This is a genomic window from Nitrososphaerales archaeon, assembly GCA_032906765.1.
GTDB lineage: Archaea > Thermoproteota > Nitrososphaeria > Nitrososphaerales > Gagatemarchaeaceae > DASPPF01.
Map to the genome: position 1 here is coordinate 18,551 of JAJTZB010000003.1, position 15,911 is coordinate 34,461.

At 60.0% G+C, this 15,911-nt stretch carries 15 protein-coding genes; 10 read left to right on the plus strand and 5 right to left on the minus strand.

Annotated features, from left to right (window positions below; translation table 11 throughout):
- Window positions 1–62 precede the first annotated feature (62 nt).
- The 4 genes from pdxT to LYZ69_03800 form a co-directional block, all read right to left on the minus strand.
- Window positions 63–689 carry a pyridoxal 5'-phosphate synthase glutaminase subunit PdxT gene (pdxT, locus tag LYZ69_03785; GenBank protein MDV3277572.1) on the minus strand — a complete coding sequence of 209 codons (627 nt, stop codon included), beginning with the start codon at window positions 687–689 and terminating at the stop codon, window positions 63–65.
- A complete protein-coding gene (pdxS, locus tag LYZ69_03790; protein MDV3277573.1) occupies window positions 686–1,522 on the minus strand; it encodes a pyridoxal 5'-phosphate synthase lyase subunit PdxS in 837 nt (278 codons plus the stop codon). The genes pdxT and pdxS overlap by 4 nt, the downstream gene beginning before the upstream one ends.
- Before the next feature lie 322 nt (window positions 1,523–1,844).
- Window positions 1,845–2,927, minus strand: coding sequence for a TIGR04084 family radical SAM/SPASM domain-containing protein (locus LYZ69_03795; protein ID MDV3277574.1), 1,083 nt, complete (start codon window positions 2,925–2,927; stop codon window positions 1,845–1,847).
- A gap of 726 nt (window positions 2,928–3,653) precedes the next feature.
- Window positions 3,654–4,394 carry a transposase gene (locus LYZ69_03800; protein MDV3277575.1) on the minus strand — a complete coding sequence of 247 codons (741 nt, stop codon included), beginning with the start codon at window positions 4,392–4,394 and terminating at the stop codon, window positions 3,654–3,656.
- Window positions 4,395–4,845: 451 nt separating this feature from the next.
- Here LYZ69_03800 and LYZ69_03805 point away from each other — a divergent pair, with 451 nt between their 5' ends.
- Window positions 4,846–6,240, plus strand: a complete 1,395-nt coding sequence (locus LYZ69_03805; protein ID MDV3277576.1) for a hypothetical protein — start codon at window positions 4,846–4,848, stop codon at window positions 6,238–6,240.
- On the opposite strand, the gene purH is transcribed toward LYZ69_03805, so the two are convergent.
- Complete coding sequence (purH, locus tag LYZ69_03810) at window positions 6,237–7,844, minus strand: bifunctional phosphoribosylaminoimidazolecarboxamide formyltransferase/IMP cyclohydrolase (protein MDV3277577.1); 1,608 nt, start codon at window positions 7,842–7,844, stop codon at window positions 6,237–6,239. The two genes, LYZ69_03805 and purH, sit on opposite strands and share 4 nt — an antisense overlap.
- 113 nt (window positions 7,845–7,957) lie before the next feature.
- On the opposite strand from purH, the gene purS reads away from it, so the two are divergent.
- The 9 genes from purS to purC are packed head-to-tail and all read left to right on the plus strand — an operon-like array spanning window position 7,958 to window position 15,901.
- Window positions 7,958–8,218 carry a phosphoribosylformylglycinamidine synthase subunit PurS gene (gene purS / locus LYZ69_03815; GenBank protein ID MDV3277578.1) on the plus strand — a complete coding sequence of 87 codons (261 nt, stop codon included), beginning with the start codon at window positions 7,958–7,960 and terminating at the stop codon, window positions 8,216–8,218.
- Window positions 8,218–8,925: a phosphoribosylformylglycinamidine synthase I gene (gene purQ, locus LYZ69_03820; protein MDV3277579.1), complete on the plus strand. Its 708-nt coding sequence runs from the start codon at window positions 8,218–8,220 to the stop codon at window positions 8,923–8,925. The genes purS and purQ overlap by 1 nt, the downstream gene beginning before the upstream one ends.
- A 1-nt stretch (window position 8,926) precedes the next feature.
- Window positions 8,927–11,122: a phosphoribosylformylglycinamidine synthase subunit PurL gene (gene purL, locus LYZ69_03825; GenBank protein MDV3277580.1), complete on the plus strand. Its 2,196-nt coding sequence runs from the start codon at window positions 8,927–8,929 to the stop codon at window positions 11,120–11,122.
- Window positions 11,122–12,564 (plus strand): amidophosphoribosyltransferase, encoded by a 1,443-nt coding sequence (gene purF, locus LYZ69_03830; GenBank protein ID MDV3277581.1) that lies wholly within the window; start codon window positions 11,122–11,124, stop codon window positions 12,562–12,564. The genes purL and purF overlap by 1 nt, the downstream gene beginning before the upstream one ends.
- Window positions 12,564–13,178 carry a phosphoribosylglycinamide formyltransferase gene (purN, locus tag LYZ69_03835; protein ID MDV3277582.1) on the plus strand — a complete coding sequence of 205 codons (615 nt, stop codon included), beginning with the start codon at window positions 12,564–12,566 and terminating at the stop codon, window positions 13,176–13,178. The genes purF and purN overlap by 1 nt, the downstream gene beginning before the upstream one ends.
- On the plus strand, window positions 13,175–14,056 hold the full coding sequence (locus LYZ69_03840; GenBank protein MDV3277583.1) for a bifunctional 5,10-methylene-tetrahydrofolate dehydrogenase/5,10-methylene-tetrahydrofolate cyclohydrolase: 882 nt from the start codon (window positions 13,175–13,177) through the stop codon (window positions 14,054–14,056). The genes purN and LYZ69_03840 overlap by 4 nt, the downstream gene beginning before the upstream one ends.
- Window positions 14,053–14,628, plus strand: coding sequence for a 5-formyltetrahydrofolate cyclo-ligase (locus LYZ69_03845; protein MDV3277584.1), 576 nt, complete (start codon window positions 14,053–14,055; stop codon window positions 14,626–14,628). Before LYZ69_03840 ends, LYZ69_03845 begins: the two co-directional genes overlap by 4 nt.
- Window positions 14,625–15,065, plus strand: a complete 441-nt coding sequence (purE, locus tag LYZ69_03850) for a 5-(carboxyamino)imidazole ribonucleotide mutase (GenBank protein ID MDV3277585.1) — start codon at window positions 14,625–14,627, stop codon at window positions 15,063–15,065. The genes LYZ69_03845 and purE overlap by 4 nt, the downstream gene beginning before the upstream one ends.
- Window positions 15,062–15,901: a phosphoribosylaminoimidazolesuccinocarboxamide synthase gene (gene purC / locus LYZ69_03855; GenBank protein MDV3277586.1), complete on the plus strand. Its 840-nt coding sequence runs from the start codon at window positions 15,062–15,064 to the stop codon at window positions 15,899–15,901. Before purE ends, purC begins: the two co-directional genes overlap by 4 nt.
- Window positions 15,902–15,911: the final 10 nt, after the last annotated feature.

Genomic DNA, 15,911 nt, shown 5'->3' on the forward strand with positions numbered 1-15,911 from the left:
AGACTGCCTCGGCCTTCTCGGATGAGCCGAAGGCAAGCTGGATGTTGTATTGCGAGTCTTTTCTACGCTTGGACAGTATCAGCTTTGGCGAGTCTGATCAAGTACTCATGCAAGATGGTGCTTCCGCTCAGCTCTGGATGAAATGCAGTTGCAATCATATTACCTTGCTGAACCGCCACCACAGCATCACCCAGCCTTGCGAGCTCATTCACTCCTTGACCAAGGGACTTGACTGATGGGGCCCTGATGAACACCGCGTGGAATCCACCACCTCCTGGCATGTCCAGCTTCAGGTCAGCTTCAAAGGACTCCCTCTGTCTTCCGAACGAATTCCTCTCAACAGTGATGTCCAGGGTTCCTATCAGCGTCTGGCTTGTCTCTCCCACGACCCTGTCGTAAACCCTCTTCGCGAGCGTTATCATCCCAGCACAAGTTCCGAGGGTTGGGAGACCGTTGGTGATTCTTTCGCGTAGGGTAGGCAGAATCCCCTTGATTGACGATAGGCCCCCCATCACAGTACTCTCCCCACCCGGGATTATCAACGCGCTGATTCTCTTCGCATCATCGGTGCTCTTTACAAGCGAAGGTTCTCCTTCGACACCTAACCTCGACAGGGCGAGGCTTGTAGCCGAGAGGTGCTCCTCGATATCGCCTTGGAGCCCCAGTATGCCAACCGTCAACCCGCTCAAACGTTCACACCTCTCTCTTGCATCCTCAGCGGAAGCTCTTTCGTCCCCGTCCCCATCATCGACTTCCTTTCGTCGACCATCTTCTGGGCCTCTGCGACCACCTTGGGGTCGTCGTAGTAGGTGACCGCCACCACCACAGACCTCGCCCTTTCTCTCGGGTCATCCGCCTTGAATATCCCGGAGCCTACGAAGACGCCGTCGCACCCCAGAGTCATCATGAGGGCTGCGTCAGCCGGTGTCGCGATGCCTCCCGCGGCGAAGTTGACGACCGGCAGCCTCCCGAGTCGGGCTGTTTCTTCAGCGAGCTCGAGCGACACCTTGAGTTCCCTTGAAATCCTGAGGAGTTCCTGCTTGTCTCCCGACTCGTAAATTCCTCTGAGTCTCCTGACCTCGTTATTCAGGACCCTTACGTGCTTTACCGCCTCTGCGACGTTGCCCGTCCCGGGCTCTCCCTTGGTCCTGATCATGGATGCCCCTTCGGTGATCCTGCGGAGCGCTTCGCCGAGGTCCCTGCAGCCGTTTACGAACGGTGTGGTGAAGTCCCACTTCCAGATGAACCTCTCCTCGTCAGCAGGAGTGAGCACTTCCGATTCGTCGACCATGTCGACTCCGGCCTCTTGGAGCACCTTCGCTTCGTAGGTGTGCCCTATCCTGCACTTCGCCATCACCGGTATTGTAACATGATTCAGAATCTCCTCAATCACTTTCAGGCTCGCTGTTCTTGCAACTCCCCCCTGCTGCCTGATATCGTATGGAAGCTTGTCGAGGACCATCACGGCGACGGCTCCTGCATCCTCCGCTATCTGTGCTTGTTCTACGTTGGTGATGTCCATGACAACTCCGTGCTTCAGCATGTGCGCAAAGCCCCGTTTTACTAGGGTACTGCCCACGATTCGCAGCCTTTCCCGTTCCTTCTGGGCAGCAATTACTTCTGGCTCCCCTGCCAGCGAAATCATGGAGTTCTCACTTCAGCCGACGATATATAAATTGCAACCTATATATCGGCTCGAGACTTCAAATCTTCGGTTGACAGGCACGTTCCAGCTAGGACTTGCATAACCATTCCCAAACCGGAGAAAAAATATCCTTCAGGGTGCGAGTCCCTTCCGGCCCATTTTGCCCCACCCTGAACTGCTCCCCAAGGAAGGGGCGAGGTCACGGGATGATCTCACAGCCGTTATTGAGTTCAGGATAGTTGAAGTCTGACCTGCTCACGGACCCGTCCTCGATGAGCGCCTGGATCTGGGGCAGGGCGCCACGCAGCTCCTTCACCAAGTGCCTCACAGTCGAGCAGATGTAGCAATAGCCGTTCTCCCGGAGCATCCCCTGAGACCTGTTCACAAAGAGGCATCGGCCACCGCAGACATCGAATATGTCGCAGGATGTACACGGCTCGCCGAGCGTGGCTCTGCCGCAGAGCGAGCTCGGGGCGTCGTCGAATATCGAGCCTACCACCGAGAAGTCGAAGTCGACGGACACCGGGCACGCGGAGACCCTGCCGTCCGGCGTGACGGAGAAGAAGTCTATTCCGGAGCCACACCGCAGGCGCGACTTCTCGCCTGAGAGCAGCGAGTTCATCACGCCGATGAACGGCACTATGCCTGGGACGCGCTTTGAGCGTGACATCTCCTCCACCCAGAAGCGCACGAGCGAAGAAACGCCGGAATTGTACGCGGTAAGCCACTCCACAAGCCCAGGCTCTGTGTTCTCCCCGGCTTCCCAGAACATGCTGAAGCTGAGCTGCCAGTGGACGTGGTCGAACAGCCCCGTTCCCAGGAGGTGCCGCACGTTCTCGTAGATGTTGGTCCCCTGGGCCACGGTCATCCTGGCTACGAGGTCGCCGCGGAAGCCCTGCTGCCTCACGAGTTCCAGGTTGCGCGTCACTCGATCGTACACGCCCTTCCCCCGCTCCTTTTCGGTGACCTCCTTGGTCCCGTCGATGGAGACGAGGATGGAGTGGAACTTCGCCAGGTACTCCGGCTCGATTCTGTCCAGGAAGATGCCGTTGGTCTGGACCACGAACCGCCCCGGGACCACGTCCATGATGCTCTTCATAGTCCTGATACGGAGCAGAGGCTCGCCCCCGTAGAACTCGACGACCGGGTCGCTGTCCCGGGACAGGAAGGATTGCAGGTCAGCGACCGAGTACTGGATCTCTCTCGGAGGGGTGTCGCTGCCTCCGCCACAGTAGGTGCAGAAGAGGTTGCACTCCTTTGTCAGGATTATGTAGTAATGCATGCCCTGGTTTGCATCCCTTCGCCGTTTTCTGGTAAAAGCGTTCGCAAGGACGACCCCTTGCGACCTGCGCGCCTCCTGTGATTCAGATGCAACAGCAGCGGAGCGATGATGGGTCGGTAGGGGCCCAAGTCGATGGACGAAAGGGGACGCAGACTTGTCCTTGACAAGGACCCGAATCGCCAGAGTTTCCAGGCGCCAGCGATGGATTGGGAATCGAATCCCTTCCGGCCCGCATCTCGGTTCGAATCCAGCGAGGCCTGAACCCGTTGAACGGACCCATTTTTAGTTGCTTTCTTGCCACGTATCTCGTCGGTCTTGGACTGCTGTACTTTCGTGCGAAGGCACCTGCCTGAAGATTTGTTTGGCAAAGGGCACCCATATGGTTGTCCCAATCCCCACCGGGGCACCTTCGACCTCATCAACAGAGCCAGCGTGGGTTCGTTCATGTCTGAAGGCTCGGAACGTTGACAAATCAGCCGGCTCGGGAACACTCTCTCGTGCGATTCCCGCCGCTGCTAGGCATTCCATTTTCCTAGGGGTTCGACATTTGGATAACTCCTCATTGCGCGCGAGAACGGTTTCAAGGGGATGAAGACTGGCTCGGCCAAAGTAACCCAGTGGCGACAATGCAGATCAACAACTGCGTCACTCATTAGACCTCTTGCGTAATACGAATACCAGCCGTCATCCGTTCTCCATGTCTGTCTCTGCTCTCCCTTCCTTCCCCTAGGCCGCCTTGGTTCCCATTATCCTCATGTTGACCAACCCGGAGACTATGTCCGTCATCGCATCGTAGTGCCTGAGCCTGTTCCTGAACTCCTGGCCGAAGATGTTGAATTTCTTCACCCTAGATATCGTGTGCTCGACCACGACCCGCGCTTTCGAGAGTTCCTTGTTGAACCTCTTCTGCTCCGGTGTGAGCTCCACACCCTTCTTGTTCCTCCCTCCCCTCCTCTTGAACGGTATGATCGCCTTGAGCTCCAGGAAGTCTCTTTGGATGCCATCATACCCGAGGTCCACCCCAGGCCTCACGCCATCGGGAAGCTTCGGGCGATTGCCCTTGAAGATGTCGTAGTCGTGTCTCCTCCCTCTGGCGTGGTTGGTCCTGTGGACGATCAGCCCCTTCGAGTTGACGGTGAGCTGTGTCTTGACGGTGTGCCTTTTCTTCTTCCCCGAGTAGTGCGTCTTTCTCTTCTTGGGGTTCTTCGGCCTGGGAATCTCCTGCTCGGTCGAGTCGATGAACGCCTTGAAGCTTGGGAAGAACTCCTCGACCTCGTCTATCGTCCTCAGCCTCCTGGTCAGCCTGTGAATCTTCTTCGGGATCGGGACGCACCCCCTCACCAGTGGCTCCAGGTAGCGTATATCCCTGTACACGTTGCTCTGGTCGAGGTCGAACAGGTACCCGACCAAGGTCAACGTGACGTACAGCCTGTAGTATACGAGCAGCATCAGCAACCTGTCGCTCAAGGGGAGACTGAACGGGCCTCCCTCCCCATCCGAATCTCCTCTCTCTGTCGCCCCTGGAGAGCCTCTTCCGCTCGGATTCGATGTATCCGGGCTCGGCCTTCCCGTAAAGCGCGTCGAACTCCGGCACGTCAAGACCCGTGAACGACCTGAAGGTCTCTGGCTTCCTCGCAAGCTTACCGTACGAGAGCAAACGTACCGGCGTATCATGCGGCAGACCAAGCGGATAACAGCCGATGGAAGATGTGCTTGACTAGGCGCTACAATTGATATTACGCAAGAGGTCTATTCGATGATAGTCGGAAACGTGTCCGCCGCCCTCTTCAACATAGGGATAACTGGGGCGCTCGCCCTGGCCTTCATCCTGATTGGGGCGCGCGTCACCCGCTGGAAAGAAGCCTAGGGGCAGCGCCCCTGGCATCGGTTTATACCATCGCCTTATCGCCGATTCCACATGGACAGGGTCGGGATCCTCGTCGTCTCCAAGTGTCTCAGCTCTGCAGCAATCATTGACACCTTCATGCGGAGCCAGAAGTACCGTCCAGAGTTCTATGTGGTAGAGAAACAGGCGAACCCCTTCAACCTGGAGAGGGCGAAGTTCCACGCGGTCGTCCCCGACCTGAACCTCAGGGAGGTGACTCGCATAGCCCGAAGATTCCGAGACCGGGTCTCCTTCGGCCTCACCGACACCGAGGACTTCGTTACTGCCGGAGGCAGAGATGCCATGGAGAAGGACGCAGGGATTCAGATGCTGTGCGTGACCAGGAAGTACGCGGTGGAGCGAAGCAAGGCCGAGCAGCGGCAGCTTTTCGACAGGGTATTCAGTGGCGCCAACCCACGGTACAGAATCTTCGACCCAGCGAAATACCGGGACCACTCAGATGCCCTGGCCCAGTTCCGTAGGACGGCCTCAGAGCTGAGTGAAGTGGTGGTCAAGCCGGACGCCCCTGCCCGAGGTGCAGGAGTTGGAGTCTGGGGGAAGGACTTCCGATCCGACAAGGCGATGTCCGCATTCTTCCTGAACGCTCTCTCCAAGGGAAGGGTCGTGGTCGAGGAAAAGGTCGAAGGGGAGGAATCTAGCTTCCACTCCTTCAGCGACGGGCGGCACTTCGTCCCGGCCCCCCTCACACGCGACTACAAGAGGAGCCTCGACGGAAACAAGGGAAAGCTGACAGGAGGGATGGGGAGCTACAGGAATGCTTCCCGGGGTCTTCCCTTCCTCCCTCCTGCGGAGTGGGACAGGCTAGTCGATGCAGAAGAGGCTGCGTTCAGAAGGTGGAAGGGGCGTGGCTCTGACCCCGGGCTGCGTGGCATCGTTCTCTACGACGCCATCATGCACACCGGGAATGGGTTCAAGGTCCTCGAGAGGAACAGCAGGGGAGGTAACACGGAGGTCATCAACATACTCGCGACCATGGCAGACGACTTCGTAGACGTATGCCATCGGATCCTCGACGGCTCCTTGAAGGGAATCCGTTTCACGAGAGAGGCCTCGGTCGTGACCTGCGCGGTCCCATCGTCCTACGGGGTTGAGCCCGCCGTCCCCGCTGAAAACCAGTACGTCGACCTTGCCCCCGCCTATGAATTCAGCAGGCGGCACCCGGACAGGCTCAGGGTCTTCCCGATGGACATCCGAGTCGAAGCGGGGGTCTCCAAAATGGGGACGTCTCGGACCGTCGCCGTCGTCGGCCTCGGGGGTTCGGTTGAAGCAGCTCGCAGGCGGTCCCTAGCTGGGACGAATGCTCTATCGGGCCCGCTCAGGTGGCGCACCGACATCGCGAGCCGCCGCGACATCACGGATTCTTCTGCCCACCTCCGCACGCTCCGCCGGGTCGTAGCTACCGCCTAGTGCTTGAAAGCCCGCACGTGTGTAATCGCCATGGCCATCCCGTGCTCGTCAGCGGCCCGGACCGAGTCCCCGTCCTTCACTGACCCACCGGGTTGGATCACCGACGAAACCCCGGCCTCTCCCAGGAGGTCGACGCAGTCGCGGAACGGGAAGAACCCGTCAGACGCGCAGACTGCACCCCTCGCCCGCTCTCCGGCATTCTCCAGCGCAATCCTGACTGCCCCGTTTCGTTTACGGAAACTGGCGACCCCGAGCGTCCAGAACCTCCTGAGCTCCCTTCCCTCGAAGCCCCCTTCGGCAATCACGATTCCGTTCGACTGCACTTTCCTCACTACCTCCCAGGCAGCCAGAAGCTTCGCCATCTCTGCAGCGTCCAGTTTCCTCTTCGTGGGCACAGTCACTCCAGCCGGGTCGAGCCTCTGCCTGTAGTCGACCGCGTCCTGAAGAAGAATCGCGCCCTCCACGACCTTCAGGTCGTAGGGGATGTCCGGGCGGCCAGTCGTCTGAATCAACCTAATCGGCTTCTTCTGTTTCGATTTCAGGATCTCGAGCGCCTCGGGCGAGTACCCTGGAGCTATGACTATCTCCGTGTAGACCGAGCCGTCATCTGTCCCGTCGTTCCTCCCTATGAGCTTGGCCGCAGCGGCATCGACCTCCCTGTTGGTGACCACCGACCCTCCGAAGTCCGCTTCGGGGTCGCAACCATGTGCGAGCGCGTATGCCTCTGAGACGCTCGGGGCGAAGGCGAACCCGCTTATCTGGCCGTGCTTCACCGTTGCGACTCCGGCGGCCCCCTCCAGCCCTTCGACGATCTTGTAGGCGCTTCCCACATCCAGGAAATTGTTGAAAGAGAGGGCATCCCCCGCGAGCTGCTTCCACTCCCCCATCGTCTTCCAACCGTCCACGGCGTAGATGACCGCCTTCCTGTCGGGATTCTCGCCGTACTTCGCGTCCTGCAACTTCGTCGCCGAGAGAAGGAACCTGCTCGGGAAGGACTCCTCTCCGCGCCTGAGCCCGTTGAAGATCGACGCGTCGTAGGCTGAGGTCATTGAGAACGCCTCGAGGGCGAGCCTCCTCCTGAATCCGAGCGTCGTCTTCCCCGACATCCTTCTGAGCTCTTCCACCACCGCCGGGTACAGCCTCGGAGAAGGCACCACCGCGACCCGCTCGAAATTCTTCGACGCCGCCCTTACCATCGTGGGCCCTCCAATGTCTATGTTCTCGACCAGCTCCGCGTCCTCGCCAGTCCCTTTCTTGAGCGCCTCCTGGAACGCGTAGAAGTTGCAGACCACCATGTCGATTGGCCTGACGCCCATGGCCTTCAGCTCCTGCAGGTGCTCCTCGCTACTCTTGGCGAGTATCGCCGCCTGCAGAGGCGCGTGCAGCGTCTTCACCCTCCCCGAAATCGCAGTGGGGAGCTTCATGTCCTCCTGCAGGCTCTTGACCCGGACTCCTCCCCGACTCAATTCCGAATACGTCCCCCCAGTTGCCAGCATCTCGACCCCAAACCTCTCCAGCTCCTTCGCGAACTCGACGAGCCCCTGCTTGTCAGAGACGCTCAGCACCGCTGTCTCCACCTTGACAGGACTGTCTGGCTTTTCCATTCGAGTCCCAGCGCCTTCCCTCCGCTAATTAACGGGGCTTTTCATCATCGCAGGTTTTTAGCATGAACGACTCAGTCTCATCTTATATATCCAACGTAGATGCATCATTTTTTGTGCCAAGGGCGCGCGAATTCTCCGTGAAGGTCGTGATTTCCAACCGCGAGGGGGCCAGCGATCCCGAGGGCGAGACGATCTACCGCGACCTAGTCTCGAAGTCCGGTTTCGACGAAGTCAAGGGCATAAGGAGCGGGAAGTTTCTTCGTTTCGAAGTCCTTGCTACAGACGCACGGAGCGCCAGGGACCTCGTCGCGAAGATCTGCGACGAGCTTAGAATCTACAACCCTGCCGCACATTCGATAACGGTCGAAGCCTGATGGTCGCGAGTCTGCGGGTCGCGGTCGTCCGGTTCCCCGGCAGCAACTGCGACCTCGACGCTGTGCGCGCACTGAAGGCAGTCCGAGGGGTCAAGCCAGACCTTGTCTGGCACGAGGACGGGGCCGTCGCAGGGTACGACGCCGTCGTCCTCCCCGGCGGCTTTTCTTTCGGCGATTACCTCCGCGCAGGGTCCATAGCCGCGAGGAGCCCGGCCCTCGGGAGGATAGCTAGGCTCGCAGAGAAGGGGGTACCGATACTTGGCATCTGCAACGGTTTTCAGATTCTCATTGAAGCCGGCCTTCTCCCCGGCGCACTGCTGAGGAACACAACCCTGAGGTTCGTCTGCAGGTGGGTCACGGTGCGCGTCGACAACAACCGCACGCCCTTCACAAGGAACATGAGGAAGGGCCAGGTCCTTCGCATGCCCATCGCGCACAACGAGGGCAGATACGCCGCGACCGCGGCAGACCTTAGCAGCCTCTCCTCGCGGGGAGGCGTGGTCTTCAGATACTGCGACCTGGGCGGCGACGTCACCGCAGCTTCCAACCCGACCGGGACCCTCCGCAACATCGCAGGAATCTGCAACAGGGACGGGAACGTCGTCGGTCTGATGCCCCACCCTGAGAGGGCTGCCGACAGGATACTCAGCCCCTTCGACACCGAGGACGGCGCCCTGCTCTTCGCATCGTTGCTCAGGAGGGAGTGAATTGATAACATCAAACATCATGCTGGGGCTTTCACGGGAGGAGGTAGCGACAGTAAGACGGACCCTCGGCCGCGAACCCAACGAGACGGAGTGGGCCATCATCGACGCAGAGTGGTCAGAGCACAGCTCCTACAAATCCTCGAAGGCTCTCCTCAGGCTCTTCCCGACCAGCGGCGACCGAGTCCTCCTCGGCCCGGGGTACGACGCCGGGGTCGTGGACGTCGGGAAGGGGTACGCGGTGACCCTCCACATCGAAAGTCACAACCACCCTTCCGCGGTCGACCCCTACGGCGGCGCCTCGACCGGCATCGGGGGCGTCATCAGGGACATCCTCTCCATGGGCTCCCGCCCCCTCGCACTCGTCGACATCCTCCGCTTCGGGGACCCCAGGTCGAGCCCGCACTCGAAGTGGCTGCTTAGGAACGTCGTCAGGGGCATAGCCGACTACGGAAACTGCGTGGGCGTCCCGACCGTGGCCGGAGACATAGAATTCGACGAATCCTTCGAAAGGAACTGCCTCGTCGACGTCGCCTGCGTCGGGGTGGCCCGCAAAGACTCGCTGATTCTGGGCGAGGCCCGGAACCCGGGAGACATGATAATTCTCGCTGGTGGTTCAACCGGGAGAGATGGCGTCGGAGGCGCGGCGTTCGCCTCCAAGAACCTGGCGAAACTGCCGGGGTCGGACAGGTCTTCGGTCCAAGTCCCCGACCCGTTCATGAAGAAACTATTGATCGATTCTCTCCTTGAGGCCGCCGGCACAGGCCTGATTCGGGGAATGAAGGACCTCGGAGGCGGAGGCCTCTCTACCGGCCTGTCAGAAATCGCGGCCAAGGGCGGCACCGGCGTCGAAGTGGAGCTGACAAGGGTGAGGGTCAGGGAGCCCGACATGGCCCCGACAGAGATCATGACCTCCGAATCTCAGGAAAGGATGCTGCTCATCCTGGACCCCAAGCGTTCGGCCCCAGTGCTCAATGTTCTGGACAAGTACGAAGTTCCCTACGCGGTCATCGGCTCGGTGACGGGGGACTGTGCCCTGAGGCTCAGGTGGAACGGGAAGAAGGTCGTGGAACTTCCCGCCGACCTCGTAGCGAACGCCCCGCTCGTCCCGAGGCCTGTGAAAAGGCCGCTCCCCCCAAATAGTGCCTCAGTCCTGACGGGAAAGACCCCGGACGTTGGAGCATCCCTCATGGCTCTCCTGGGGTCCCCCAACATCTCAAGCAAGAGATGGGTCTACGAGCAGTACGACCACGAGGTGGGCACGAGCACAGTTCTGAAGCCCGGCATGGCGGACGCCGCCCTGATGAGGTTGCCAAACGGTTCAATGCTCGCGGTAAAGGCCGACGGCAACAGCAAGCACAGCTCCCTCGACCCCAGGCGGGGGGCCGCAGGCTGCGTCGCAGAGGCGTGCAGAAACATAGTCGCGGTGGGCGCGGAACCCATAGCCATGGTCGACCACCTTCAATTCGGCGACCCCTCCGACCCGGAAGTGTACTGGACCTTCAAAGAATCGGTGGAAGGCATGGCCGAGTATTGCAGGCGGCTCTCTCTGCCCGTGGTCGGTGGGAAGGTCAGCTTCTACAACCAAGACGAAGCCTCCAAGCGGCCGATCAAACCCTCCCCTGTCGCGATGGTCGTCGGCCTCGCACCTCCCGCAACCCGACGTGTTTCCTCTTCATTCATTTCGGGTGGCGACCAGGTCTTCCTCGTCGGAGTGACGAAGCCCGAACTAGGAGGCTCCGAGTACCACGAGAGCATACTTCGCGTTTCGGGGGGCGCCGTCCCCAAGCCTCACGCAGCGGTCGATTCCCGGGTGTACAGGGCGGTGCTGCGCCTCGCCAGGAAGGGCCTTGCGGGTTCGATTCACGACTGTTCGAAGGGCGGCCTTGGGGTCGCGTTGGCAGAGATGTGCATTGGTTCCGGAATCGGAGTGGCGGTCGACCTTTCCGGGATGGCCAAGCGGGCTCTGACCCCAGCCCACGCGCTCTTCTCAGAGTCTCACGGGAGATTCGTCTTCTCAACCCGACAGGCGAAGCAAGCCGAATCGCTCCTTAACGCCTCGCGACTGCCCTACTCCCGCATCGGCACGACTGGGGGAGAGCACCTGGTCGTGTCTCACGCTGGGAAGAAAGTCATGCGCCTCAACGTCCGCGCCATGAAGGAGGCTTGGGAGGGCGCCCTCCCGGAGCTGATGAACTGATGGACCTCAGGGAGAAGTGCGGCCTCTTCGCCGCACGCTCAGCGACCGGCCAGGACGTCGTGAGGAAAACCCTCCAAGGCCTCGAGGCGCTCCAGCACAGAGGCCAGGAATCCTGGGGGATTGCCGTGGCAGGGAAGCCGGTCTTCAGGAAGATGGGCCTGGTAGCGAACTGGCACCTCGAAGCCGGACAGCTTTCTTCTTACAGGGACAGCTCAGCAATCGGACACGTCAGGTACTCGACCAAGGGCAGGTCAATCCTTGACAACGCCCAGCCGCTTCAGATAGACTCAGCCTTCGCCATCGCCCACAACGGGACCCTCATCAAGGTCGAGCAGCTCTCCGCTCCCGTCGAAGCAGAGTTCGGCCTCTCCTGCGAGTCAGATACCCGGGCAGCAGGCTATCGGCTCCTTCACTTCCTGAAGGACGACAAGGAGATGTTCACTTCCTTCCAGAAACTGTCGGCGGAGCTGGTGGGCGCCTACTGTTTCGCAATCATCGACTCGTTCAGAAACGTTTTCGCAGTGAGGGACCCGAGAGGGTACCGGCCCCTCTGCCTTGGATGGCACGAGGCCACCCGGACCTATGTCGCGGCGTCCGAGAGCTGTGCGCTGTCGGCTGTCGGGGCAGACTTCGTCCGCGACGTCGAACCCGGCGAGATGGTGAAGTTCGGAACCAGGGACGGCGAACTGGAGTCTTTCAGGTTCGCACCCAAAGTGCCCACGGCCTACTGCTCGTTCGAGTACACCTACTTCGCGCACCCATCATCTCGCCTCAATGGCGTGTCGGTCTACGAGGCCAGGAAAAAGGTCGGCAGGGTCCTGGCGAAGAAATCCCAGACGAAAGGGGACGTGGTCATCCCCGTCCCGGACTCTGCGAGGCCTTCTGCCTTGGGTTTCTCAGTCGAAAGCGGGGTCCCCATGGACGAGGGGCTGATGAAGGACAGGTACAGCAGGAAAGGGAGCATCAGAAGCTTCATCGAGCCCGGGCAGACTGGAAGGGAGGACGTCGTGAAGAGGATAATCCCGATACGAGAGACGATTCAGGGCAGGGATGTGATTGTAGTGGACGACAGCGTAGTGCGCGGCACAAGCTCGAAGGCGATCGTAAAGTCCCTGAGGAAGGCCGGAGCGAAATCTGTGAAGATGGCAGTCACCTTCCCTCCGATACGCCATCCATGCCACATGGGAATCGACTTCCCGAGCAAAGAAGAGCTCCTCGTGCACAACGTTGCAGAGGAGCAGGACTCGGTTGCCGAGACAGCTTCGAAGGTTGCAGAGGCGATAGGGGCGGACGAGTTCTTCTACAACGACATCGAAGGTCTGAGCGAGGCCATCGGCCTACCAAAGGACAGCCTATGCTTCGCCTGCATCAACGGAGACTACTCGAAACTCAACGCACCAAAGCCCATGAACGAAGCCGAGGAAGTGAAGACGAACTCTTGATGCGCATCGGTGTCCTCGTCTCCGGCAGGGGCTCAAACCTAGAATCGATCCTGAAGTCGATACAGAAGGGCGCAATCAAAGGCGCGCAGGTCTCGGTGGTGATAAGCAACAGAGCGGAGGCGAGGGCACTCCGGATCGCTAGGGAATATGGAGCCAAAGCGGTCACCGTATCCCAGGGTTCTGCCTCGTCGGAGGAATTCGGTTCGGCGCTTTCCGTTGCCCTGAGGAAGCATGGCGTCAGCCCACGCGAGGGACTCGTCCTCCTCGCCGGGTTCATGAAAGTCCTGCCTAGAAGTTTCGTCGAGCTCTACCGAGGTAGAATCATGAACATACACCCGTCCCTCCTCCCCGCCTTCCCAGGGCTGAACGCCCAGCGCCAGGCCCTGGAGCATGGAGTCAAGGTCTCGGGGTGTACCGTCCACTTCGTGGTCCCGGAAGTCGACGCTGGCCCGATCATAATTCAGAAAGCCGTCGCCGTGAAGGAAGGAGACGACGAGGGGTCGCTCTCATCCAGGATCCTCAGGCAAGAGCACAGGATCTACCCAGAAGCCGTCAGGCTCTTCGTCCAGGGCCGTTTGAGGATCGTCGGTCGGGGGGTCCTGGTCAAAAGATGACCGCGACGATCATGGACGGCAGGGCACTCGCCGCAAGCATAGCGGAGAGGCTCGCCGCCGAGGTCTCTAGGATGAAATCGGATGGCAAGGAACCAACCTTGGCGACTATCCTCGTCGGGGACGACCCTCCCTCAAAGGTTTACCTGGGCAGCAAGCACAAGGCGGCCCAGAGGACCGGGATTACATCCGAGAGTCACACCCTCCCGGCCGATGCGAGCGAGGGGGAACTGACCTCCCTGATCGAGGGCCTCAACATGGACAGGAGGGTCAACGGGATACTCCTTCAGCTCCCCCTCCCCGGCCACTTCAACGAGCGGAAGATGATAGAGCGCATCAGTCCGGAGAAGGACGTTGACGGCCTCACATCCACGAACACCGGCCGGCTCTTCTACGGCCAGTCGGACCTGATTCCATGCACACCGAGAGGCGTGATGGAACTCCTTCACCATTACAACATCAAGATAATCTCTTCCACCGCTGTCATAATCAACAGGAGCACCCTCGTCGGAAAGCCGCTCTACCATCTCCTGCTCAACGAGGATGCCACGGTGACGGTCTGTCACTCGAAGTCTGCAGAAGTCGCCGAGGCGACCAAGCGCGCCGACATTGTAATCACGGCCGTCGGGGTGCGCCCCCGGTTCATACTCACCGCAGACATGGTGAAGGAAGGCGCGGTCGTCATCGACGTTGCAATGAACCGCGTCGATGGAAAGCTTGTTGGCGACGCCGACTTTGAGGCCGTCTCAAGAAAGGCCTCCTTCATCACCCCAGTGCCCGGCGGAGTCGGCCCCATGACTGTCATAATGTTGATGCAGAACACCCTGATCGCGGCCTCGAAGCAGGCCGGACTTCTCGTTTCCTCGGTGGTCCAGAGTTGAGCAAGACAGACCTCAGGCAGGCGGCTCTGAAATCCAGGCGCTCCCTCACCAGCCAGAGCATCGAAACCCTCAGTGCCGAGGTCGAGCGCGTGCTCTTGCAGCTCCCAGAGTTCATGGAGGCGAGGACAGTGGCGACCTACGTCGCGAAGAGTGACGAAGTGCAGACTGCGGGCATAATCGACGCTGCGCTCGCTCGGAAGAAGCGGGTCCTTGTGCCTAGGGCCGGCCCTGCCTCCCTCGAACTCAGCTTCTTCGAAATCCATTCCCTTTCCGAACTCTCCCCCGGCTCCTTCGGCGTCCTGGAACCCGGCAAAGGCGCCCAGGGGTTCCCTCTCAGCGACTCCGAAATCGTCTTGGTGCCCATCGTCGCCTGGGACGAGAAGGGCCACAGGCTCGGCTACGGCAAGGGCTACTTCGACAAGGCTTTGAGGTCCAGAGGCACCGCCCTCGCTGCAGGTTTGGCTCTCGAGTCACAGAGATTTCCCGCAGTGCCGCAGGGACCTAGTGACTCGCCGCTCGACGTGATAGTTACAGAGAGACGAATCGTCAGAGTTGAGGCTAGGGACAGATGACTACCCCTTCGGTTGCGATAATAGCGGGGAGCAAGAGCGACAGGGCCATCACTGACGACGTCTCTAAGGCGCTCACGGAGTTAGACATCAATCATGAAGTAAGGTTCATCTCGGCCCACAGGAACCCCAAAAGGCTCAGAGAGTACATGGAGCAATCTGCCGCAGACGTCTTCATCGCGGTCGCCGGTCTCTCGGCCCATCTCCCAGGAGTGATGGCCTCGATGACCACGAAGCCCGTGATCGGCGTCCCGGTCAATGTCAAGATCAACGGTCTGGACTCCCTTCTTTCCATCGTCCAGATGCCCCCCGGCGTGCCTGTGGGGTGCGTAGGCATTGACAACGGGAGGAACGCTGGGATACTCGCAGCCGAAATCCTGGCCCTCGGGGATCCGGCACTCGGAGAAAGACTTTCGAAGATGAGGGCCTCCTGGGAATGATGCCTCAGGGCACCTTCCTCCGGTCGGGCAAGGTGAAGGACATCTACGAACTCGACGGCGAGCACCTGCTTTTCCATTTCACTGACAGGGTCTCCGCTTTCGACGTCGTTCTCCCGACGAAGATACCCCGCAAGGGCGAGGTCCTCTGCAGGCTTGGGGCCCACTTCTTCGAGACGCTAGGGGTGCCCAATCACATGGTAAGGGTTGAAGGATCGGACAGGATGGTCGTCAGGAAGATGAAAATGATAATGGTCGAATGCGTAGTCAGAGGGTACCTCTACGGGAGCCTCATGGAGCGCGCCTCCAGCGGCCAGGTCCAACTGCTCGGCGAGAAGGTCCTGGCCTCGAAGCTTCCTCAGCCTTGCTTCGACCCCACCACCAAGTCAGAGGTCAAGGACGAGCCGATAACCGAAGGTGAAATCGTCAAAGAAGGAAGGGCGAGCCTTGCTGAACTCGAACAGCTCAAGCGCACCTCCTTCGAGATCTACGACAAGATGGGAAGGAGTGCGGCTGCCGCTGGCTTCATCCTCGCAGACATCAAGTTGGAGTTCGGAAGAGACGAAAAAGGCAAGATCATACTAGGCGACTCGATCGGGCCCGACGAGTTCAGGATGTGGCCCGCCAAGTCCTATTCGCCAGGGAAGACCCAGGAGAGCTACGACAAGCAGCCGGTAAGGGACTGGCTCATCTCCGAGGGATACAAGGCGAAGCTCGACCAAGCGAGGAAGTCCGGTCAGAGCGCACCACAGCCTCCAGCGCTCCCAGACTGGCTGGTCGAGGAGACTGGCCGGAGGTATGCTGCCGTGTACGAAAGCCTGTCAGGAAAAAGGCTGTAGCCAGGAGCCT

Excerpts from the sequence above, each read along its gene's own strand:
- purF (MDV3277581.1), top strand. The coding sequence starts at position 11,122 with ATGGACCTCAGGGAGAAGTGCGGCCTCTTCGCCGCACGCTCAGCGACC.
- pdxS (MDV3277573.1), bottom strand. The coding sequence starts at position 1,522 with ATGGACATCACCAACGTAGAACAAGCACAGATAGCGGAGGATGCAGGA.
- LYZ69_03840 (MDV3277583.1), top strand. The coding sequence starts at position 13,175 with ATGACCGCGACGATCATGGACGGCAGGGCACTCGCCGCAAGCATAGCG.
- LYZ69_03805 (MDV3277576.1), top strand. The coding sequence starts at position 4,846 with ATGGACAGGGTCGGGATCCTCGTCGTCTCCAAGTGTCTCAGCTCTGCA.
- purC (MDV3277586.1), top strand. The coding sequence starts at position 15,062 with ATGATGCCTCAGGGCACCTTCCTCCGGTCGGGCAAGGTGAAGGACATC.
- purN (MDV3277582.1), top strand. The coding sequence starts at position 12,564 with ATGCGCATCGGTGTCCTCGTCTCCGGCAGGGGCTCAAACCTAGAATCG.
- purQ (MDV3277579.1), top strand. The coding sequence starts at position 8,218 with ATGGTCGCGAGTCTGCGGGTCGCGGTCGTCCGGTTCCCCGGCAGCAAC.
- LYZ69_03795 (MDV3277574.1), bottom strand. The coding sequence starts at position 2,927 with ATGCATTACTACATAATCCTGACAAAGGAGTGCAACCTCTTCTGCACC.
- purE (MDV3277585.1), top strand. The coding sequence starts at position 14,625 with ATGACTACCCCTTCGGTTGCGATAATAGCGGGGAGCAAGAGCGACAGG.
- purH (MDV3277577.1), bottom strand. The coding sequence starts at position 7,844 with ATGGAAAAGCCAGACAGTCCTGTCAAGGTGGAGACAGCGGTGCTGAGC.